20 protein-coding genes are annotated in these 21025 nt (G+C 73.5%); 7 read left to right on the top strand and 13 right to left on the bottom strand.

What is annotated here, in order from left to right; translation table 11 throughout:
• The first annotated feature begins 163 nt into the window (after positions 1–163).
• Positions 164–421, top strand: coding sequence for a DUF6458 family protein (locus FQ330_RS07665; RefSeq protein WP_128190274.1), 258 nt, complete (start codon positions 164–166; stop codon positions 419–421).
• A gap of 63 nt (positions 422–484) precedes the next feature.
• On the opposite strand, the gene FQ330_RS07660 is transcribed toward FQ330_RS07665, so the two are convergent.
• Positions 485–2014 (bottom strand): MFS transporter, encoded by a 1530-nt coding sequence (locus FQ330_RS07660; RefSeq protein WP_146356508.1) that lies wholly within the window; start codon positions 2012–2014, stop codon positions 485–487.
• Positions 2015–2110: 96 nt separating this feature from the next.
• Here FQ330_RS07660 and FQ330_RS13635 point away from each other — a divergent pair, with 96 nt between their 5' ends.
• Both FQ330_RS13635 and FQ330_RS07650 read left to right on the top strand, forming a co-directional pair.
• Complete coding sequence (locus tag FQ330_RS13635) at positions 2111–2644, top strand: TetR/AcrR family transcriptional regulator (RefSeq protein ID WP_146356506.1); 534 nt, start codon at positions 2111–2113, stop codon at positions 2642–2644.
• Positions 2645–2735: 91 nt separating this feature from the next.
• Positions 2736–3899 (top strand): sensor histidine kinase, encoded by a 1164-nt coding sequence (locus FQ330_RS07650; RefSeq protein WP_146356504.1) that lies wholly within the window; start codon positions 2736–2738, stop codon positions 3897–3899.
• Position 3900: 1 nt separating this feature from the next.
• On the opposite strand, the gene FQ330_RS07645 is transcribed toward FQ330_RS07650, so the two are convergent.
• Together FQ330_RS07645 and serA are read right to left on the bottom strand one after the other, a co-directional pair.
• Positions 3901–4617 (bottom strand): alpha/beta fold hydrolase, encoded by a 717-nt coding sequence (locus FQ330_RS07645; protein ID WP_146356501.1) that lies wholly within the window; start codon positions 4615–4617, stop codon positions 3901–3903.
• A gap of 51 nt (positions 4618–4668) precedes the next feature.
• The gene (gene serA, locus FQ330_RS07640) at positions 4669–6261 is read right to left on the bottom strand and encodes a phosphoglycerate dehydrogenase (RefSeq protein WP_146356499.1); all 1593 of its coding nucleotides are present in this window, start codon (positions 6259–6261) and stop codon (positions 4669–4671) included.
• A 196-nt stretch (positions 6262–6457) separates the two neighbouring features.
• On the opposite strand from serA, the gene FQ330_RS07635 reads away from it, so the two are divergent.
• Positions 6458–6853 carry a DoxX family membrane protein gene (locus FQ330_RS07635; RefSeq protein WP_146356498.1) on the top strand — a complete coding sequence of 132 codons (396 nt, stop codon included), beginning with the start codon at positions 6458–6460 and terminating at the stop codon, positions 6851–6853.
• A 17-nt stretch (positions 6854–6870) separates the two neighbouring features.
• On the opposite strand, the gene FQ330_RS07630 is transcribed toward FQ330_RS07635, so the two are convergent.
• Both FQ330_RS07630 and FQ330_RS07625 read right to left on the bottom strand, forming a co-directional pair.
• A complete protein-coding gene (locus FQ330_RS07630) occupies positions 6871–7218 on the bottom strand; it encodes a hypothetical protein (protein ID WP_146356496.1) in 348 nt (115 codons plus the stop codon).
• Positions 7215–7619, bottom strand: a complete 405-nt coding sequence (locus FQ330_RS07625; RefSeq protein ID WP_146356494.1) for a hypothetical protein — start codon at positions 7617–7619, stop codon at positions 7215–7217. Before FQ330_RS07625 ends, FQ330_RS07630 begins: the two co-directional genes overlap by 4 nt.
• A 112-nt stretch (positions 7620–7731) precedes the next feature.
• Here FQ330_RS07625 and FQ330_RS07620 point away from each other — a divergent pair, with 112 nt between their 5' ends.
• The 3 genes from FQ330_RS07620 to FQ330_RS07610 are packed head-to-tail and all read left to right on the top strand — an operon-like array spanning position 7732 to position 11434.
• Complete coding sequence (locus FQ330_RS07620; RefSeq protein WP_225792749.1) at positions 7732–8793, top strand: extracellular solute-binding protein; 1062 nt, start codon at positions 7732–7734, stop codon at positions 8791–8793.
• The gene (locus FQ330_RS07615; protein ID WP_146356492.1) at positions 8794–10374 is read left to right on the top strand and encodes an ABC transporter permease; all 1581 of its coding nucleotides are present in this window, start codon (positions 8794–8796) and stop codon (positions 10372–10374) included.
• A gap of 19 nt (positions 10375–10393) precedes the next feature.
• Complete coding sequence (locus FQ330_RS07610) at positions 10394–11434, top strand: ABC transporter ATP-binding protein (protein ID WP_128190684.1); 1041 nt, start codon at positions 10394–10396, stop codon at positions 11432–11434.
• A 20-nt stretch (positions 11435–11454) separates the two neighbouring features.
• On the opposite strand, the gene FQ330_RS07605 is transcribed toward FQ330_RS07610, so the two are convergent.
• The 8 genes from FQ330_RS07605 to FQ330_RS07570 form a co-directional block, all read right to left on the bottom strand.
• The gene (locus tag FQ330_RS07605; protein ID WP_192575878.1) at positions 11455–12444 is read right to left on the bottom strand and encodes a DUF2332 domain-containing protein; all 990 of its coding nucleotides are present in this window, start codon (positions 12442–12444) and stop codon (positions 11455–11457) included.
• An 81-nt stretch (positions 12445–12525) separates the two neighbouring features.
• On the bottom strand, positions 12526–14001 hold the full coding sequence (locus tag FQ330_RS07600) for an FAD-dependent oxidoreductase (RefSeq protein WP_146356488.1): 1476 nt from the start codon (positions 13999–14001) through the stop codon (positions 12526–12528).
• Between the two features lie 229 nt (positions 14002–14230).
• Positions 14231–15256 carry a ketol-acid reductoisomerase gene (ilvC, locus tag FQ330_RS07595; protein WP_146356486.1) on the bottom strand — a complete coding sequence of 342 codons (1026 nt, stop codon included), beginning with the start codon at positions 15254–15256 and terminating at the stop codon, positions 14231–14233.
• 36 nt (positions 15257–15292) lie between these two features.
• A complete protein-coding gene (gene ilvN, locus FQ330_RS07590; protein WP_128190424.1) occupies positions 15293–15808 on the bottom strand; it encodes an acetolactate synthase small subunit in 516 nt (171 codons plus the stop codon).
• Positions 15808–17595: an acetolactate synthase large subunit gene (locus FQ330_RS07585; RefSeq protein WP_128190425.1), complete on the bottom strand. Its 1788-nt coding sequence runs from the start codon at positions 17593–17595 to the stop codon at positions 15808–15810. Before FQ330_RS07585 ends, ilvN begins: the two co-directional genes overlap by 1 nt.
• Before the next feature lie 29 nt (positions 17596–17624).
• The gene (ilvD, locus tag FQ330_RS07580; protein WP_128190426.1) at positions 17625–19322 is read right to left on the bottom strand and encodes a dihydroxy-acid dehydratase; all 1698 of its coding nucleotides are present in this window, start codon (positions 19320–19322) and stop codon (positions 17625–17627) included.
• Positions 19323–19702: 380 nt separating this feature from the next.
• A complete protein-coding gene (locus tag FQ330_RS07575) occupies positions 19703–20464 on the bottom strand; it encodes a hypothetical protein (RefSeq protein ID WP_146356483.1) in 762 nt (253 codons plus the stop codon).
• 25 nt (positions 20465–20489) lie between these two features.
• Positions 20490–21025 (bottom strand): GIY-YIG nuclease family protein (locus FQ330_RS07570; RefSeq protein WP_192575877.1); only part of this gene is annotated, 536 nt, incomplete at its 5' end.

Below are 21025 nucleotides of genomic sequence, written 5' to 3'. Positions count from 1 at the left end.
CCCCTGGCGCACCCGTGTGCGCGTCGTCGAACCGCCTCCGCAGCCGTGCGGACGGCGATTCCCAGCCTAGTCGGCGGGCGCGTTCACCCGGGTGCCAGGGAGCGGCGGGTACATTCCCTGCAAGCGGCCTGGTCCCGGGCTGCACCAACGAACGGAGTGCACCTTGAGCATCGGCTTCGGCATCTTCCTCATGGCAGTCGGCGCGATCGTCGCCTGGGCGGTCCCCGCCCTGTGGCAGGTCGACGGCGCCAACTGGACCCTCATCGGCTACATCCTCCTCGGCGCCGGTGCTCTCGTCACGCTGATCGGCATCGTCATGGCCGCGCGCTCCGGCCGCACCAGCCAGGTGTCGCGCACGGCGGTCGACCCGGAGACCGGCACGCGCGTCGAGCGCACCGAGCGCCGCGACGACCTGATCTGAGCATCCCCGCACCGCAGCGGCGCCGTCCCTCCCGGGGCGGCGCCGCTTCGTCGTCCCGGCGGCCTACGCGCGACGCAGTGCTCGCAGCGCGACGACGATGGCCGCCGCCATGAGCGCCGCCCCGGTGAGCGCGGTCCACAGCGCCCCCTGGTCGAAGGCCGCGCGCGCGGCCTCGGCGATGCCGGCGCCGAGCTCGCCCTGCACGCGCTCGGCCACGTCGAGCGCGCCGGCGAGCGTCTCGCGCGCGGCGTCGGCGTCGGCGGATGCGACGCCGTCGGGCAGCGCGATCGACGCGCGGTAGACGGCGCTCACGATGCCGCCGAGCACCGCGGTGCCGAGCACGGCGCCGAGCTCGTACGCGGTCTCGGAGACGGCGCTCGCCGCGCCCGCCTTGGCGGGCGGCGCGGTCGAGACGACGATCTCGTTCGAGAGCGTCTCGGCGGCGCCGACGCCCGCACCGAGCAGCACGTAGGCGATCGCGACGTGCAGCGGCGAGAGCGCGTCGCCCGCGAGCGCGACGAGCAGGTAGCCGGCCATCGAGCTCGCGAGGCCCACCGCCACCACCCGGTGCGCGGGCACGTGCCGCACGATGCGCACGACGCCCAGGCCCGCCAGCACCATCGCGATCGTGCCGGGCACGAGCAGCAGCGCCGCGTCGAGCGTCGAGAGCCCCTCGACGAGCTGCAGGTGCTGGGTGAGGAAGAACAGCGCGCCGACGAGCGCGACGACGCTCAGCAGGTTGATCGCGATCGCCCCCGAGAAGGCGGGCACGCGCAGCAGGTCGAGGTCGAGCATGGGCTCGTCGACCGAGCGCATGCGGCGCGCGAAGCCGAGGCCCGCGACGATCGCGACCGCGAGCAGCGCGACGGCGAGGAGGTCGGGGCCCTCCACCGCGACGTGCTTGATCGTCGCGGCGAGCGCGCCGAGCGCGGCGATCGAGAGCGCGATGCCGAGCGGGTCGATGGGGCCGGGCGCGGGGTCGCGGCTCTCGCGCACGAGCAGCGGCGCGAGCACGAGCAGCGGCAGCAGCACGGGCACCGCCATGAGGAAGACGGAGCCCCACGCGAAGTGCTCGAGCAGCAGCCCGCCCACCGTCGGGCCGAGCGCCGAGCCGACCGAGAACGCCGTCGCCCAGACGGCGATCGCGAGGCGGCGCTGATCGCGGTGCGGGAAGGTCGAGCGCAGCAGCGAGAGGGTCGACGGCATGAGCATCGCGCCGAAGAGGCCGAGCGCCGCGCGCGCGGCGATGAGGGCGGATGCGGTGGGCGCGAAGGCGGCGAGCACCGAGACCACGGCGAAGCCGGTGGCGCCGATGAGCAGCATGCGCCGGCGGCCGAACCGGTCGCCGAGGCTCCCCATCGCCACGAGGAGGCCGGCGAGCACGAGCGCGTAGGCATCCACCATCCACAGCTGCTGCGCGGCGTCGGGCTCGAGCGCGAGCGAGATCTGCGGCAGCGCGAACGCCAGCACCGTGTTGTCGATCGAGACGAGCAGCACCGGGAGCATGAGCACCGCGAGCGCGACCCACTCGCGCGCGCCGGCGCGCGGCGCGGTCGCCTCGTCGATGGCGAGGGTCTGCTGGCGGATGTCCATGGTCGGGCTCCTGGTCGGGTGGCGGCCGGCGCGGGCGGCGCGCGACCCCGTTACTGTACCGTCTGGACGGTTGGCTGGCAACGCTATGCTCATGCCGTGCCCCGTGACTCCCCCGCCAGAGCGCAGCTGCTCGACGCGTACATCACGCTGCTCATCGAGGGCGGCGAGCGCGCCGCGACCGTGCAGGCGGTCGCCGAGCGCGCGGGCGTGTCGAAGGGCGGGCTGCTCTACCACTTCGGCTCGAAGGCCGCGCTCGAGGCCGGGCTCATCGAGCGCTTCGAGCTGCTCGGGGCCGAGGACCTCGAGTCGCTCCGCGCCGCCGACGACCTCGTGGGCCGGTTCCTGCGCACCTCGGTCGCCGAGGGCAGCGACCTCGACCGCGCGACGGTCGCCCTCGTGCGCCTCGCGCAGTCCCCCGCCGGCGCCGGTGCGCGCGCGGCGCTGCAGCGGCTCGACGACGAGTACGTCGCGGCCCTCGCGGCGCGGCTCGGCGACGAGGAGCTCGCGCTCGCGATCGTGCTGATGTCCGACGGCGTCTACCTGCGCTCGGCGCTCGGCGCGCTCGAGCCCGGCCGCGCCGAGGTCGAGATCGAGCGGCTCATCGCCGTCGCCCGCCGTCTGGGCGCCTGAGCCGGAGCGCGCCGTGGCCGCCGGGCGCCAGCGCCAGCCCTAGAGTGTGTCGCGCCGGAGGATCGGAGCACGACGGAGCGCGGAGGGCGCGATGAGCACGACCCAGGACATCGCTCGGCGCGATGCCATCCACGAGTACCGGGTGCTCAGCACGCCCGCGGGCAGCGACCTCGAAGCCCTCGTCGAGCTCGCCGCGACGATCTGCGGCGTGCCGACCGCGGTGATCAACATCATCGACGAGGAGCACCAGCACCAGGTCGCCTCGATCGGCTTCGAGCCGGGGGTGTGCGCGCGCGAGGACTCGATGTGCAACGCCGTCCTCGAGCACCCGGAGCCCGTCGTCGTGCGCGACGCCCGCGAGGATGCGCGGTTCCGCGAGAGCCCGTTCGTCACCGGAGACATCGCGAGCGTGCGCTTCTACGCGTCGAGCCCGCTGCGCACCCCGGACGGCGTCGCGATCGGCACGCTGTGCATCTTCGACGAGGCGCCGGGCGAGCTGGGAGCGAGAGAGCGACGAGCGCTCGAGCTGCTCTCCCACCAGGTCGTCGAGGTGCTCGAGCTGCGGCGGCTCACGCGCGAGCTGGACCGGTCGAACGAGCAGCTCACGCACTTCGCGGCACAGGTCAGCCACGACCTCCGCAACCCGCTGTCGGCGCTGGTCGGCTTCCTCGAGCTCGCCTCGTCGAGCGAGGACATCGGTTCTGCCGCGGCCGCGATCGCGCGCGCCGAGGGCGCCGCCGCGCGGATGGGCGCCATGGTCGACGGCCTGCTCGACCATTCGCGGGCCGGCGGCGCCGCGCGCCGCGAGGACGTGCACCTCGACCGGATCCTCGCAGACACGCTCGACGACCTCGACGCGCTGATCGTGGCAACGGGAGCCCGGGTCGACGCCGGGCCGCTGCCCGTCGTCACCGGCGACCCCGTGCTGCTGCGGCTCCTGCTCCAGAACCTCCTGTCGAACGCCCTGCAGCACGGCGGAGCGGCGGGGCGCGGCGCGCGCGTCGAGGTCGGCGCCCACGCGCTGACCTCCGGCTGGCGCATCACCGTCGACGACGACGGGCCGGGTGTGCCGGAGCACGACCGCGAGCGGGTGTTCGACGCGATGGAGCGCGGCGACGCGGGGCATGCCGACGGCCTCGGCCTCGGCCTGTCGACGTGCCGGCGCATCGTCCGCGCGCACGGGGGCCGGATCGGGATCGACGACGCCCCCTCGGGCGGCGCGAGCGTGTGGGTCGTGCTGCCCGCGTCAGCCTGACTCAGGCGGGGAGGCGAGCGGCCTCGCCGATCACCTGCGCGAGCTCGACCGGCCTCGACCACATCGGCCAGTGGCCGGTGGGCAGGTCGACGAGCGTCATCGCCCGGTGCTCGAGGAGCCCGGCGAGGAACGGCACGCCCTGCTCGGCGTACGAGCGGTAGTCGGCCGCCGAGAACGCGGTGCACACCACCGTCGCCGGCACGTCGAGCCGCCGCTCGTCGGCGAGGCGCACCGCGTCGCGCACGGTGCGGCCCGGCTGGGGCACGGCCCGCTCGCGGAACTCGGCGAGCTGCGCGTCGGTCAGGTCGCGCATCGAGCCGTCGGCGAGCTCGTCGTCCCACCGCTCGTCGAGCGTGAGCACGTCGGCCGTGGACGACGCATCCATCGCCGCCCCGTCGACGACGGGCGCCGTGTCGACCCACACGGTGCGCGCCACCCGGTCGAGGGCGCGGTCGAGCGCGAGCGTCGCCGGCAGCGCGCCGCCCGAGTGCGCGACGAGCACCGCCGGCCCGTCGCCGAGCGCCGCGACGATCGCGTCGGCCTGCTCGTCGAGCGTCACCTCGCCGCGCGCCGGGTGGTCGGGCTCGAGGCCGGGCAGGGTGAGCGCGACGACGTCGTGGCCCTGCTCGCGCAGCAGCCGGGCGACGTCGTCCCACGCCCAGGCGCCCAGCCAGAAGCCGGGCACGAGCACGATGCGGGCGGATGCGGTGGTGTCCATGCGCGCGACGCTACCGCCGGGCACCGACACGGGCCAGGGTCGCGACGCGACTCAGAGCGGGCGGATCTCGATCTGCCGGATCGTCGTCGCCTCGATCGCCGCGCCGAGCTGCTGGACGAGCGCGTCGGGCGCCGCCTGGTCGATCGTGATGATCGACAGGGCGTCGCCGCCCGCCTCCGTGCGCGCGATCTGCATGCCGGCGATGTTGATCGACGCCTCACCGAACGCCGCGCCGTAGGCGGCCACGATGCCCGGGCGGTCGACGTACTCCATCACGACGAAGTGCTCGGCCATCGGCACCTCGACCGACTGGCCGTTCACGCCGACGATCTTCTCGACCTGCTTCGGGCCCGTCAGCGTGCCCTCGACGCTCACCCGGCGGCCGTCGCTGCACGCGACGACGACCTCGACCACGTTGCGGTACTCGTCGCTGCGCTCGTCGGCCGACAGGTCGCTCGTGACGCCGCGCGACTCGGCGATCACCGGTGCGTTGACGAAGGTCACCTGCTCGCTCACGATCGACGAGAAGAAGCCCTTGAGCGCCGCCAGGCGCAGCACCTTCACGTCGTAGCCGGCGAGCTCGCCGTGCACCGCGACATCCACCGCCTCCACCGGGCCGGCCGCGAGGCCCGCCGCGAACTGGCCGAGCCGCTCGGCGAGCGGGATCCCGGGGCGCACGTACTCGTCGATGACGCCGCCCGCGACGTTCACGGCATCCGGCACGAGGTCGCCCGAGAGCGCGAGCCGCACCGAGCGGGCCACGGCGATGCCGGCCTTCTCCTGCGCCTCGTCGGTCGACGCGCCGAGGTGCGGCGTGACCTGGATGTTCGGGGCCGAGGTGAGCGCGTCGTCCTTCGGCGGCTCGGAGACGAACACGTCGATGCCGGCGCCGGCGATGCGGCCGGAGCGCAGCGCCTCGGCGAGCGCGGCCTCGTCGATGATGCCGCCGCGCGAGGCGTTGACGATGCGCAGCGTCGGCTTCGCGAGCGCGAACTGCGCCTCGCCGATGAGGCCGACGGTCTCGGGCGTGCGGGGGATGTGGATGGTGATGAAGTCGCTCTCGGCCATCAGCTCGTCGAGGCTGCGCAGCTCGACGCCGAGCTGGGCGGCGCGGGCGGGGCTGACGAACGGGTCGTAGGCGACGAGCTTCGTGCCGAAGGCGGCGAGCCGCTCGGCGACGAGCACGCCGATGCGGCCGAGGCCGACGATGCCGACGGTCTTCTCGTACAGCTCGACGCCGGTGTAGGCGGAGCGCTTCCACTCGCCGCGCTTGAGCGACGCGTCGGCGGCGGGGATGTGGCGGGCGAGGCCCAGGATGTGCGCGATCGCGAGCTCGGCGGCCGAGACGATGTTGGAGGTGGGCGCGTTGACGACCATGACGCCCGCGGCGGTCGCGGCGGGGATCTCGACGTTGTCGAGGCCGACGCCGGCGCGCGCGATCACCTTGAGCTGCGGCGCGTGCGCGAGCGCCTCGGCGTCGATGCGGGTGGCGCTGCGGACGAGCACGGCGGATGCGTCGGCGAGCGCCGCGAAGAGCGCCTCGCGGTCGGTGCCGTCGACCGAGCGGATCTCGAAGTCGGGGCCGAGGGCATCGACGGTCGCGGCCGAGAGCTCCTCGGCGATCAGGACGACGGGCTTGGACATGCGGGACTCCCTTGACGGTGATGACCGCGCGTGGGGTGCGCGGCCCGGGCGCAGCACGTCGTCGTGCCTGCTCCAGCGTAGCGTCGGCCCGATGCCCGGGACGGGCATCGGCGCTGGCGTCGCGGCGGAGGCCCGAAAGGGCCTCCGCTTCCAGCTCCAGCGCGCGGCGCGACCGGAGTGCGGGAGGATGGGGGCGATGGACGCCTTCGCTCTCGCGCAGCTCGTGCTGCGGATCCTGCTCGCCGTGGTCTTCATCGGCATGGGCGCCGCCCACTTCGTGCCGCGCGTGCGCCGCACGATGGGGGCGATGATCCCCGCGGGGCTCGCCGGCCCCGACCGGCGCTGGGCGCCGACGCTCGTGACCGTCTCCGGCGTCGCCGAGATCCTCGGCGGCCTCGGCCTGCTCGCGCCGTGGTGGGGCGTGCGGTTCGCGGCGGGGCTCGCGCTCATCGCGCTGCTGATCCTCGTGTTCCCCGCGAACGCGCAGGCGGCGAAGGAGCCGGAGCGCTTCGGCGCTGTCGCGGTGCCGCTCGTGCCGCGCGCGATCGGGCAGCTCGTGCTCGGGCTGCTGATCCTCGTCAGCGTGATCTGACGAGGCCCGCGCGCGGGCTACGCGCCGAGCGCGGTGATCGCGATCTGCCGGGCCAGCTGCTCGGCGAGCAGGCTCAGCTGCGCGCTCACGCCGAGCGCGACCAGCAGGATGCCCGCCTTGCCGACCAGGCGCATCCGCCGCCCGACGAAGAGCGCCACGACGAAGAAAATGCCCGGCAGCGCCACCTGCGCCACGAGCAGCCACCACGGGATGGCGCCCTCGATGCCCGCGCCGACGTAGAGCAGCGGCAGCTGCTCGGCGTTGGCGATCGCCTCGACGGTGTCGTAGCCGAACGCGAGCGCGAACAGCAGCGCGACGATCCAGCTGTCGCTCGGGCGCTCCTCGCGCGGCTCGCGGGCGCTCATGCGAGCACTCCGACCGCGAGCGGCCACGGCGCGGTGACGACGAGGCCAGCGAGCCACCACGGCGCGCGGCGGCCGACGGGCGCGAGGCGGCCGACGCAGAACCACCACAGCAGCGGCGCGATCACCGCGAGCAGCTCGCCCAGCTGGTACATCGCGAGCCCGAGCAGGCTCGGCTGCTGCACGGGGTTGAGCACCATGATCGCGATCCAGCCGACGGTCGAGGCCGCGGCGAGCGCGAGCATGAGCCAGCCGAGCGGGCCGCGGCGACGCGCCTCGCGGGCGGCATCGGGGGCGGATGCGCCGTCGGGCCCGGGCGCGGAGCCCGCGTCGGCGTCGTCGGCGGTCGCGCGATCGAGCTCGTCGTCGCCCTCCCAGCGGAGGGCATCCTCGTCGCGGCTCATCCGCACCAGCCTACCGGCGGCTGACGTCGGCACCCGGAGCGAGTTAGGCTAGCCTTACTTCATCGCCGCGGCGCCGGATGCCGCCGGCCCACCACCTCTCCAGGAGTCCTCCTTGCAGCGTTCCGCCCTGCGCGCCATCGCGCCCGCCGCCCTCGCCGCCGCAGCCCTCGTGCTCGCCGGCTGCACCGCATCCGACCCCGCGCCCTCGGCGAGCACCGGCTCGACCGGCGCCGCCGCCGAGGCCGACGGCGCCTTCACGCTCTACGCCGGCCGCAGCGAGGACCTCGTCGACCCGCTCATCGAGCAGTTCGAGGAGTCGAGCGGCATCGACGTCGACGTGCGCTACGCCTCGTCGACCGAGCTCGAGGCGCTCCTGCTCGAGGAGGGCGACCGCTCCCCCGCCGATGTCTTCTGGTCGCAGGACGCCGGCTCGCTCGGCGCCGTCGCCGAGGCGGGCATGCTCGCGACGCTGCCCGAGGAGATCACCGGCGCCGTGCCGGCCGAGTTCACCTCGACCGACGGCAGCTGGGTGGGCGTCACGGGCCGCGCGCGCGTCATCGCCTACGACAGCGAGGACGTCGCCGAGGCCGAGGTGCCCACCGCGATCGCCGACCTCACCGGGGAGGAGTACCGCGGCCGCGTGGCGTTCGCGCCCGGCAACGCCTCGTTCCAGTCGTTCGTCACCGCGATGCGCGTGCTCGAGGGCGAGGAGGCGGCCGCCGCGTGGGTCGAGGCGATCGCCGCGAACGAGCCGATCCTCACCGAGTCGAACGGCCAGACGCTCGACCTCGTGCAGTCGGGCGAGGCCGACTTCGGGCTCATCAACCACTACTACTGGTTCGAGGACGCCAACGAGCTCGGCGCCGACCAGATGCGCGCCCAGCTCGCGTTCCTGCCGGGCGACCCCGGCGGCATCGTGAACGTGACGGGCGCTGGCCTGCTCGCGAGTGCCGAGGGCGACCCCGACGCGCTCGCCTTCATCGAGCACCTCGTCTCGGCCGAGGCGCAGGAGTACTTCGTCACCGAGACCTTCGAGTACCCGCTCGTCGACGGCGTCGAGCCGGCCCCCGAGCTGCCGGCGATCGAGTCGCTCGCGGTCGAGGGCCTCGACCTGGCCGACCTCGCGTCGCTCGCCGACACCCAGGCGCTGCTCGCCGAGCACGGCCTGCTGTAGGTGCTGGCAGCGCCGCCGCGCGTGCGCCGTCCCGAGCGGGGCGGCGCACGCGCGCTCGCGCTCGCGGGCGCCGTGTCGGTGGCGCTGCTCGCCGGACCCGTCGTCTACCTCGTCGTGCGCGCCGTCGGCGCCGATCCGGCCGCCGCGCTCCCGCTCGTGCTGCGGCCGCGCACGGGCGAGCTGCTCGTCACGAGCCTCGCCCTCGCGCTCGCCGTCGCGCTCGCCGTCGGCGCGCTCGGCACGCTCCAGGCCGCGCTGCTCGCGCGGCTGCGGCTGCCGGGCGCCCGCACGCTGCTGACGCTCGCCGCGCTGCCGCTCGCGATGCCGTCGTACGTCGCCGCCTTCGGCTGGCTCGGGATCGTGCCGTCGATGCAGGGCTTCTGGGGCGCGTGGCTGCAGCTCACCATCGTCTCGACCCCGTACGTGACGCTCCCCGTCTACGCGGCGCTGCGCTCGACGCCCGCCGGGCTCGAGATCGCCGCGCGCTCCCTCGGCCGCACGCAGCTGTCGGCGATGCTGCAGGTGACGTGGCCGATCGTGCGCCCGGCGGCGACCGCCGGCGCGCTGCTCGCGGGCCTGTACGCCCTCGCCGACTTCGGCGTCGTCTCGCTCATGCGCGTCGAGACCCTCTCCACCGGCATCGCGCGGGCGATGGGCGCGGGCTTCGACCGGTCCTACGCGGCGCTGCTCGGCCTCGTGCTGGTGGTGGCGGCCGTCGCGCTCGTGCTGCTCGAGCAGCGCGTGCGGCGGGCCGCCGTGCCCGCGCGCCTGCGATCGGCAGCGCCGCTGCGGCTGGAGGCGGGCGGATGGGCGCCGCTCGCGATGGCCGCGGTGGTCGTCACGCCGGTGCTCGCGATCGGCGTGCCGGTGGGGGTGCTGCTGGCGCGCGCCGCCTCGGCCGATGCGGTCGCGGCGCTCGACTGGCCCGAGCTGCTCGGCGCCGCGGGCACCTCGGTCGCGCTCGCGAGCGCCGCGGGTCTGCTCGCGATCGCGCTCGCCGCGCCCGTCGCGCTGCTCGCCGCCCGCCATCCGTCGCCCCTCAGCCGCGCCCTCGAGGGCGCCGCCACGATCGCGCACTCGCTGCCCGGCATCGTCGTGGGCCTGTCGCTCGTGTTCCTCTCGCTCTCGCTCGTGCCGTGGGCGTACCAGAGCGTGGGCGTGCTCATCGCCGCCTACGCCCTGCTCGCCACGCCGCGCGCGGTCGGCGGCGTGCGGGCGGCGCTCGAGCGGGTGCCGGCGCGCTACGAGCTGCTCGCCCGCGCGCTCGGGCGGCCGCGGCTGCGGGCCCTCGCCGCCACCACGGCACCGCTCGCCGCGCCCGGCATCGCCGTGGCGGCGCTGCTCGCCGCCGTCGCCGCGCTCAAGGAGCTCCCCGCGACGCTGCTGCTGCGCCCGACCGGCGTCGACACCCTCGCGACGGCGCTGTGGGCCCGCACCGACATCTCCGAGTACGCCGCCGCCGCCCCCTACGCCCTCGCGCTCGTCGCGTGCGCCGCGGTGCCTGCCATGCTGGTGCTCGCCGCGACCGGCGAGCGCGACCCGGCGCACGCCGCCGAGATCACCGAGCGGAGCGCGCCATGACCCCCGAGCGGAGCACCGCATGAGCGAGCTGCGGATCACCGCCGCCACCGTCGGCCACCCCGGCGGCGGCGACGTGGTGCACGAGCTCGACCTGCACGTGCCCTCCGGCGGCGTCGACGCCGTGCTCGGCGCCTCCGGCTCCGGCAAGTCGACGCTGCTGCTCGCGATCGCGGGCCTCCTGCCGCTGCGGGCCGGCGAGATCGCCGTCGGCGACCGTGTGCTGTCGACGGCGCGCCGCACGGTGCCGCCCGAGCGGCGCGGCGTCGGCTGGGTGCCGCAGGACGCATCCCTCTTCCCCCACCTGACCGTCGCGCAGAACATCGCCTTCGGGCTGCCGCGCGGCGAGCGCGACCCCCGCGGCGAGCGCGTGCGGGCCATGCTCGAGCTCGTCGAGCTCGGCGGCTTCGGCGACCGCGCGCCGGCCGACCTCTCGGGCGGCCAGGCGCAGCGCGTCGCGCTCGCGCGCGCCCTCGCACCTGCGCCGTCGATCGTGCTGCTCGACGAGCCCTTCTCGGCGCTCGACGCGACGCTGCGAGTGGGCCTGCGGCGCGAGATCGGCCGCATCCTGCGCGATGCGGGCGCGACCGCGCTGCTCGTCACCCACGACCAGGAGGAGGCGTTCGCGCTCGCCGACCGGGTCTCGGTGCTGCGCAGCGGCCGGGTCGAACAGCACGGCACCGCCGAGGAGCTCTTCGCCCGGCCGCGCTCGGCGTGGCTCGCGACCTTCCTCGGCGAGTCGACGCTCGTGCCCGCGACGCGCGACGGCGACGCCTGGCGCACGCCGCTCGGCCCCGTGCCGGTCGCGGCCGGCGCGATCGACGACGCCGAGGCGATGCTCGTGGTGCGGCCCGAGCAGCTGAAGCCCTTCGCCGCCGGCGTGCCGATCACCGTGCGCGACGTCGAGTACTCGGGCCACGACCGGCTGCTGCTCGCCGAGGCGGAGGGCGTGCCCGGCACGGTGCTCATGCGGATGCCGTCGGCGATCGGCATCGAGCTCGGCACCCGCATGCCGGTGCGCATCCACGGCACGCCGCACGCGGTGCCGCTCGCCGGCGCGTAGCTGCGGAACGGGCGGGCGGGCTAGCGGGCGATGTCGTCGAGCCAGGTGATCGCCGCGCCGTGCGGGTCGGTGATCGCGATCGGCTCGGCGTCGCGCCGCAGCACGAAGTCGCCGGGCGACGCCCACGGCGCGGGCGGGCCGATCTCGAGCGACGCGCCCTCGTTCGCGACCCACGTGACCGGCAGCTCGCCCATCAGGTCGGCGAAGGCTGCGCGCTCGTAGGCCGAGACGTAGGCGAGCACGGCCGAGTGCCAGACGACGACCGTCGGCGCGTGCCTCGCGGCCTCCTCGACGAGCGCGCGGGTGTCGGCGGTGAGGTCGCCGCGGCGCAGCTCGGCGCCCTCGCGCCGAGCGATCGCGATGCCGGTGCGCAGCCGGTCGACGCGTGCCCCGTCGACGCCGCCCGTCGCATCCGGCCACACGAGCGCCTCGAGCCACGCGCGCGTGTCGGGGTCGGCGGGGTCGAGCGGCTGCAGGTCGAGGCCGCCGCGCCAGGCGACCAGCGGCGGCTGGGCGGGCAGGGGCGTCGACGGCGAGGCCTCGGTCTCGAGCAGCGGCAGGCTCGCGTCGCCCACGTACCTACCGGGCCCGAAGCGGTAGCGCCAGCGGTCGGGGTAGAGGCACAGGCCCGCCGCCGCGCCCACCTCGACGAGCGCGATCGGCCCCGTCAGGTGCGCGATGGCGGGCAGCAGCGTGGCCATGCGGCGGGCCTCGTTGGTCTGCGTCATGCGCGCGAGCATGGTCGAGCGGATGCGGTCCCAGGCGCCCGCGACCATGTCGCGCACGTCGGCCCACGGCTGCAGCGGCACGCCCTCGAAGCGGGCGGCGGCGAAGAGCAGGTTGGGCTGCCGCTTCACGGGCTCGAGCTCGGCGATCGCCGCGCAGAGCGCGGGGTCGGCGGCCACGCCGCGCGCCCACTCGGCGTAGCGCGGCGAGCGCTCGTCGGCCTCGACCGCGGCCCACCGCAGGTAGGAGCGCGCGACGGACTGGTCCTCGGTCACGTCCTGCACGCATCCACCCTGCCATGCCGGGCGCGGCCGCCCGTGTGCGCCGAGCGTGTGCGCCGAGCGCTCCACCGCCGCGGGCGGGCGTCAGCCGGCGCCGCGCAGGCGGCGCAGGCCGCAGGCGGCGGGGCCCTCGAGCCGCGCGCCGTCGGGTGCGAAGCGCGAGCCGTGCGCGGTGCAGTCCCAGCTGCGCTCCTCGGGGTTCCAGCGCACGAGGGCGCCCACGTGCGGGCAGAACGCGGAGACCTGGCGCGTGGCGCCGTCGACCGTGGAGGTGCCGACGAGCCGCAGGCCGTCGCGGCCGAGCGCGCCCTCGCCCTCGAGCGGCACCGTCGCCGGCGCGAGCGCGTCGCGCAGCGCACCCGCCTCCGCGCCCGCGGTGGCGGTGAGCGTGCCCACCAGGCGGCCCGCCGCCGCCGGGGTCGTGCCGCGCCGCCGCAGCGTGCGCGCCCAGTCGGGCTCGTGCCCGACGATGCGGCCGGCGATCGCGACCGCGCTCATCGCGCCCCCGGTCATCCCCCACTTGTCGAAGCCGGTCGCGAGCAGCACCCGGCCCCGGGAGCCGAGGCGCTCGCCGATCCACGGGAGCCGGTCGGGCGTGCGGTAGTCCTGCGCGCCCCACGCGTGCGTGCGCCGCGCGTCGGGCCAGTGCGCGAGCACCCACCGGTCGAGCTCGGCGAGCAGGCGGCGCGGGTCGTGCTCGCGGCCCACGAGGTGGCCGGGGCCGCCCGCGACGAGCAGCTCGCCGGCCTCGTCGTGCGCGGTGCGCAGCGAGCGGCTCGGTGAGTCGACGCTGAGCGCCATCACCTCGGGCAGCGGCGCCCCCGTGCGGTACGACGCGGCGTAGGAGCGGTGCGCCTCGAGGAGCGCCGCGGTGCCGCGCGCGGGCACGGGGGCCCCGGTGGCGAGCACCGCCTGCCCGGCGCGCCACTCCCCCGCGTCGGTCTCGACGACCACGCCGCGGCCGCTCGCGCGGACGCGCCGCACCCGGGCGCGCACGATGCGGCCGCCGCGGTCCTGCAGCTCGGCCGCGAGGGCGGCGAGCACCGCCATGGGCTGCAGCTGCGCCTGGTCGGCGAGCCGGATCGCCCCGGCCGTCGGGAACGGCAGCGCCTCGGCGCCGCCCTCCTCCGCCGGCAGGCCGAGCGAGCGCATCGCCTCGAGCTCGTGCGCGAGCGCGTCGGCGCCGTCGGCGGTGGAGGCGTAGGAGACGGCGGGCCGCCGCTCGGGGTGCTCGCCCTGCTCGGCGAGCAGCTCGAGCAGCCGGCGCTGGCCGGCGAGCGAGCCGGCCACGAAGGCCTCGACCGCCCCGCGGCGCGCGAGGCCGAGGATCCGGTGCATGCGGTCGCCCTGGAGGAGGCTCAGCTTGGCGGTCGAGCCGCCGGTCGCGGCGGCGCCCGGCTCGCGCGCCTCGAGCACGACGACGCTCGCGCCGCGGCGGGTGAGCAGGGCGGCGGTCATGAGCCCGGTGATGCCGGCGCCGACGACGACGACGCCCGTGCGCCGCGAGCCGGGCTCGTCGAGGGCGACGGTCGGTCCGATCGCCCGCCAGAGGGAGGTCACGTCCCCCACTCAACGCCGGGCGCAGGATGTGCGCAAGGGGCGGGGATCCAGATATGGATCCCCGCCCCTTGTGGTCTCGATACGCCGCCTGCGGCGGCTACTCGACCAGCGGTGGTGGCCGCCGCCTGCGGCGGCTACTCGACCAGCGGTGGTGGCCGCCGCCTGCGGCGGCTGCTCGACCAGCGGTGGTGGTCGCCGCCTGCGGCGGCTACTCGACCAGCGGTGGTGGCTAGCGCTGGGCCGAGCCGTCGGTGTAGTCGGCGTCGGGCTGCTCCCACGCGAAGAGCGCGCGCAGCTTCTGCCCGGTCGCCTCGATCGGGTGGCCCTCGGCCTTGGCGCGCAGCGCCTGGAACTCGGGGCCGCCGGCGTCCTGGTCGCCGATGAAGCGCTCGGCGAAGGCACCCGACTGGATGTCCTTCAGCACCGCCTGCATGTTCTCCTTGACGCTCGGGTCGATGACGCGCGGGCCCGAGACGTAGTCGCCGTACTCCGCCGTGTCGGAGACCGACCAGCGCTGCTTGGCGATGCCGCCCTCCCACATGAGGTCGACGATGAGCTTGAGCTCGTGGAGCACCTCGAAGTAGGCGATCTCCGGCTGGTAGCCGGCCTCGGTGAGGGTCTCGAAGCCGTACTGCACGAGCTGCGACACGCCGCCGCACAGCACCGCCTGCTCGCCGAAGAGGTCGGACTCCGTCTCCTCGGTGAACGTGGTCGTGATGCCGCCGGCGCGGAGGCCGCCGATCGCCTTCGCGTACGACCAGGCCGTCTGCCAGGCCGAGCCCGACGCATCCTTCTCGACGGCGACGATCACGGGCACGCCGCGGCCGGCCTGGAACTCGCGGCGCACGGTGTGGCCCGGGCCCTTCGGCGCGACGAGCACGACGTCGACGCCCTCGGGCGCCTCGATGTAGCCGAAGCGGATGTTGAAGCCGTGGCTGAAGACGAGCGTCTTGCCCTCGCGCATGTGCTGCGCGATCTCGTTCGCGTAGATGTGGCGCTGGTGCTGGTCGGGCGCGAGCAGGACGACGACGTCCGCCCACTCGGCGACCTCGGCGGGCGTGCCCACCTCGAAGCCGGCCTCCTGCGCCTTGGCGCGGCTCTTCGACTCCGGCTGCAGGCCGACCCGCACCTCGACGCCCGAGTCGCGTAGGTTCTGCGCGTGCGCGTGGCCCTGCGAGCCGTAGCCGATGATGGCGACCTTCTTGCCCTGGATGATGCCGAGGTCGGCACCGTCGTCGTAGATGACCTCAGTCATGCTGTTCTCCTTCGTCTGGGTTCTGGGAGCTGGGGGTCAGCGGTCGGCCTTGAGCACGCGCTCGCTGATGGACTTGCCGCCGCGGCCGATGGCGAGGAGGCCCGACTGGGCGATCTCCTTCACGCCGTAGGGCTCGAGGAGCCGCAGCAGCGCCTGGCACTTCGGGGAGTCGCCGGTGACCTCGATCACGAGCGCGTCGGCGTTCACGTCGACGACGTTGGCGCGGAAGAGCGTCGCGGCCTCGAGGATCTGCGAGCGGGTCGAGTTGTCGACCTTCACCTTGATCAGCATGTGCTCGCGCTGCACCGACTGGCCGGGCTCGAGCTCGACGATCTTCACGACGTTGATGAGCTTGTTCAGCTGCTTCGTCACCTGCTCGAGCGGCAGGTCCTCGACGTCGACGACGACCGTGATGCGCGAGAGGCCGGGCACCTCGGTCTTGCCGACCGCGAGCGACTCGATGTTGAAGCTGCGTCGGGCGAACAGGCCCGCCACGCGGGTCAGCAGGCCGGGCTTGTCCTCGACCAGGAGCGACAGGACGTGCGTGCTCATCACTCCTCCTCCCATACCGGGCTGTGCTCCTTGGCGTACTGCACGAAGGAGTTGGAGACGCCCTGCGGCACCATCGGCCACACCATGGCGTCCTTCGACACGATGAAGTCGATCACGACGGGGCGGTCGTTGGTCTCGAGCGCCAGCTTGATGGCCGGGTCGACCTCCTCGGGCTTCGTGACGCGGATCGAGAGGCAGCCGTACGCCTCGCCGAGCTTCACGAAGTCGGGGATCATGCGCGCGTCGTCACCGGTCTCGAGGTCGGTGAACGAGTGCCTGCCCTCGTAGAACAGGCTCTGCCACTGCCGCACCATGCCGAGCGACGAGTTGTTGATCACCGCCACCTTGATGGGGATGTCGTTGAGCGTGCAGGTGGCGAGCTCCTGGTTGGTCATCTGGAAGCAGCCGTCGCCGTCGATCGCCCAGACGACGCGCTCGGGCTCGGCGACCTTCGCGCCCATCGCGGCGGGCACCGCGTAGCCCATCGTGCCGGCGCCGCCGGAGTTGAGCCAGGCGTTGGGGCGCTCGTACTTGATGAACTGCGCGGCCCACATCTGGTGCTGGCCGACGCCCGCGGCGTAGACGGCCTCGGGGCCGGTGATCTCGCCGATGCGCTGGATGACGTGCTGCGGCGAGAGCTTGCCGTCGGTCGGCTCGGCGAAGCCGAGCGGGAAGCGCTCCTGCAGGCCCTGCAGCCGCTCCCACCAGTCGGTGAGGTCGGGGCGCGCGGTGGCGGCGAGGTCCTGGAAGGCGATCGACAGGTCGGCGAGCACCTCGCGCACGTCGCCCACGATCGGCACGTCGGCGGGCCGGATCTTCGAGATCTCGGCCGGGTCGACGTCGACGTGGATGACCTTCGCGCCCGGCGCGAACTCGTTCACCTTGCCGGTGACGCGGTCGTCGAAGCGCGCGCCCAGGGCGATGATGAGGTCGCACTCCTGGAAGGCGAGCACCGCCGGCACCGCGCCGTGCATGCCGGGCATGCCGAGGTGCTGGGGGTGCGAGTCGGGGAACGCGCCGCGCGCCATGAGCGTCGTGACGACGGGTGCGCCGGTCGCCTCGGCGAACTCGCGCAGCTCCTCCGACGCCTTCGCGCGGATCACGCCGCCGCCCACGTAGAGCAGCGGCCGCTGCGACTCGGCGAGCAGCTGCGCCGCGGCGGTGATCTGCTTGCCGTGCGCCTTCGAGACGGGCCGGTAGCCGGGCAGGTCGAGCTTCTCGGGCCAGATGAAGGGCGCCGAGTTCTGCTGCGCGTCCTTCGTGATGTCGACGAGCACGGGACCGGGTCGGCCGGTGGATGCGATGTGGAAGGCCGCGCGCATGACGCCCGGCACGTCCTCGGGGTGCGACACCTGGAAGCTGTGCTTCGTGATCGGCATCGTGATGCCGGTGATGTCGGCCTCCTGGAACGCATCCGTGCCGATCAGGTGGCTGAAGACCTGGCCGGTGATCGCGACCATCGGCACCGAGTCCATGTACGCATCCGCGATGGCCGTCACCAGGTTGGTGGCGCCGGGGCCGGAGGTCGCGAGGCAGACGCCGACCCGGCCGGTGGCGGCCGCGTAGCCCTCGGCGGCGTGGCCGCCGCCCTGCTCGTGGCGCACGAGGATGTGGCGGATCGCCGACTGCTGCATGAGCTCGTCGTAGAACGGGATGATGGCGCCGCCCGGGATGCCGAAGACGTCCTCGACCCCGAGCAGCTCGAGGGATCGGAGGACGGCGCCGGACCCGGTGAGGATCGGCGGTTCGGCGCTGCGCGGGGCGGCAGGCCTGGGTGTCATGGACATGGCTCTCCTGGCTTCACGCTGGACGTGCGTCAGCCCGTGACTGCGCCGGTGGCGGCGGAGCGCACGAGACGGGCGTACTTGGCGAGGACTCCGCGCGTGTAGCGCGGTGGCAGCGGCTCCCAGCCCTCACGCCGGGAGGCGAGCTCTGCCTCGTCGACGATCAGGTCAAGCGAGCGAGCGGCGATGTCGACCTTGATGCGGTCTCCGTCGCGCACGAAGGCGATCGGACCGGAGTCGACCGCCTCAGGGGCGATGTGGCCGATGCACAGGCCGGTTGTGCCGCCTGAGAATCTGCCGTCTGTCAGCAAGAGTACATCCTTGCCGAGGCCCGCTCCCTTGATGGCGGCGGTGATGGCGAGCATCTCGCGCATGCCGGGGCCGCCCTTGGGGCCCTCGTAGCGGATGACGACCACGTCGCCGGCCTGGATCTCGCCGGCCGTGAGGGCGTCCATCGCGGCCCGCTCGCGGTCGAAGACGCGCGCCGGGCCCTCGAAGACCTCGGCGTCGAAGCCGGCCGTCTTCACGACCGCGCCCTCGGGCGCGAGGGTGCCGTCGAGGATGGTGAGGCCGCCGGTGGCGTGGATGGGGTCCTCGAGCGAGCGCACGACGGTGCCGTCGATCGGGGCCGGGTCGAGCTCGGCGAGGTTCTCGGCGAGCGTGCGGCCGGTGACGGTGAGCGCACCGCCGTGCAGGAGGCCCGCGTCGAGCAGCGCCTGCATGACGACCGGCATGCCGCCGACGCGGTCGAAGTCCTGGGCGACGTAGGCGCCGAACGGCTTGACGTCGGCCAGGTGCGGCGAGCGGGCGCCGATGCGGCGGAAGTCCTCGAGGGTCAGCTCGACCTCGGCCTCGTGCGCGATCGCGAGCAGGTGGAGCACCGCGTTCGTGGAGCCGCCGAGCACCATCGCGACGGTGATGGCGTTCTCGAACGCCTCCTTGGTGAGGATGTCGCGGGCGGTGATGCCCTGCCGCAGCAGCTCGACGACGGCCTCGCCCGACTTCCGCGCGTAGTAGTCGCGGCGGCGGTCGGCCGACAGCGGCGTCGACGAGCCGGGCAGGCTCATGCCGAGCGCCTCGGCGATGCACGCCATCGTGTTGGCGGTGTACATGCCGCCGCACGCGCCCTCGCCGGGCGCGAAGCCGCACTCGATGCGGTGCAGGTCCTCGGCGGAGATCTTGCCCGCCTTGAAGGCGCCGACGGCCTCGAAGGAGTCGATGATCGTCATCGACTTGGGGATCGTGCCGTCGGTGAGCTTGGCGAAGCCGGGCGCGATCGAGCCGGCGTAGACGAACACGCTCGCGAGGTCGAGGCGCGCGGCGGCCATGAGCATGCCGGGCAGCGACTTGTCGCAGCCGGCCAGCAGCACGGTGCCGTCGAGCCGCTCGGCGTTGACGACCACCTCGACGGAGTCGGCGATCACCTCGCGCGAGACGAGCGAGAAGTGCATGCCCTCGTGGCCCATCGAGATGCCGTCGGAGACCGAGACGGTCCCGAACTGCAGCGGGTAGCCGCCGCCGGCGTGCACGCCCTCCTTCGACGAGCGCGCGAGGCGGTCGAGCGAGAGGTTGCAGGGGGTGATCTCGTTCCACGAGCTCGCGATGCCGATCTGGGGCTTCTCCCAGTCGCCGTCGCCCATGCCGACGGCCCGCAGCATCCCTCGGCTCGTGGTGGCCTCGACGCCGTCGGTGACGGCGCGCGAGCGCGGCTTGATGTCGATCTCAGGCATGGGGCGATCCTACGCCGCGGACGCATGTCTGATCGGCGGTCGTCCTTCACGGCACCGGCAGCCTCTTCACCACCACGACTCCCACTGCTCTGGAACGTCGAGCGCGCGCCGCCGCCACCAGCGCCGCCGCCTGCGCATCGTGCATGGACCCGAGGTGCTCGACGAGCGTGCGCACGCCACGTCGCTGGCGGGCGAACTGCACCGCCGTCGTCGGAAGCAGTCTTCACCATCCGCACGGACAGCCGACGAACGCATTCTGAAGGCGCCCGTTATTGCCCGACCCGACCGCCACACAGAGACGCGATCAGAATCAGCCCCGACGCCGAGAGCGATCAGTCTCGCCCGTCGGGTCGGCTACCTCTTGGACCAGACCGCAGCGGCTAAGCCAGTGACCGGTTCACGGTCGACGGCACCACCGGCGGCTCGACAAACAGGGAAGGCGCGGGTGGGAATGCCCAAGGCGCGTTGCCTGCTGACAGCTGATGACGTAGATCCGGGGGGAACGGATGCCTGTCAATCACCGAAATCGCCGACTCAGCATTCCATCCATGAACCGAATCAATAGGCTCGATGACGGTCACGCGTTCAAGCGAAATCGATTCGAGTTCCCGAAGCGCACCAAGTTCCTCAGCAGACCGCACGGTATCGATCAGGCCGAGATGCACCCTCTCGAGGTGCACAGCCTTCGAAATGCCCTGGAGATCAAATGAGGAGAAACGGCTCACATCGAGTGAGCGGAAAGTGCTGGGCTGGCTCAACTGGGGCATCGAAGCCTCCCCCCCGTTACCGTTAACCCTGATAACCTCAACAGGCCCGGCAAAAACGTGCGCTGAACTGAGAGCGGTGCGCCCCTCGAGACAGTAGTAGTAGCGCAGCGCTCTCGAAGCCAGTGCACCGCCGAATATCGGGCCGTCGTAATACTCGAGAGCAGCGTAACTCATTTCTGGCAACCTACGTGGCGTACCAGATATTTCGAGCGATCGAAGGCGAGGGAGATTCGGCAACCCACTGAGATCACTTCGCCGGTTAACGAACAACGTCAGCGCCTCGACCTCCCCGGGCGATTCGAAATCGTCAGAACGAATTGCCGCACGTCCTTGCGTGAGGTCAATCGCGATGCCATCAATTAATGGGTCTTGCACTCTTACACCCGATTCTCCGGCTTGATCACCGGAAGACTGCACTTCCTCGCCCGAGACTGATGCGCGCCCCTCCTCGGCCAAGCCTGACGGATCCGCCACCTATCGCCCAGCGCTGGAGAGAAGGATACCTGTGCCAGAGCCTTGGCGCAATCGAATTTATGCGATTCGCCAGGTTTCTGACCCCACCGCGCGACTGGATCTCGTACTGTTCGCGGATTCTCCTTTGCAATGCGCCGCCATTCACCGGAATAGTTCGCACAGTCGATAGATTGCTTCTCGGCAGCAGGCCGCTGCGTTGATGCGCTCGCAGCCGCGCCGCGATGTTGCTGCTCATTCCGACGTACGTCAGCCCGCCGCGCGAAGATCGAAAGGTATACACGCCACAGTTCGGGTTACTGTAGCAATACTGAGCTGTCCCGTTGGTATCGCTTCGACCGATGGGGTCGGTGGGCCAGACGTAGTCGTTGTCGACGCCGCCCTCGACCGGGTCGACCTGCAGGAACCGGCCCAACGCCGGCACGTACAACCTGGCCCCCATCTCGATCACCGTGACGGTGCCCG

The organism is Agrococcus sediminis, from assembly GCF_007923295.1.
Classification (GTDB): Bacteria; Actinomycetota; Actinomycetes; order Actinomycetales; family Microbacteriaceae; genus Agrococcus; species Agrococcus sediminis.
This window is presented reverse-complemented; position numbering and strand designations above follow the sequence as displayed.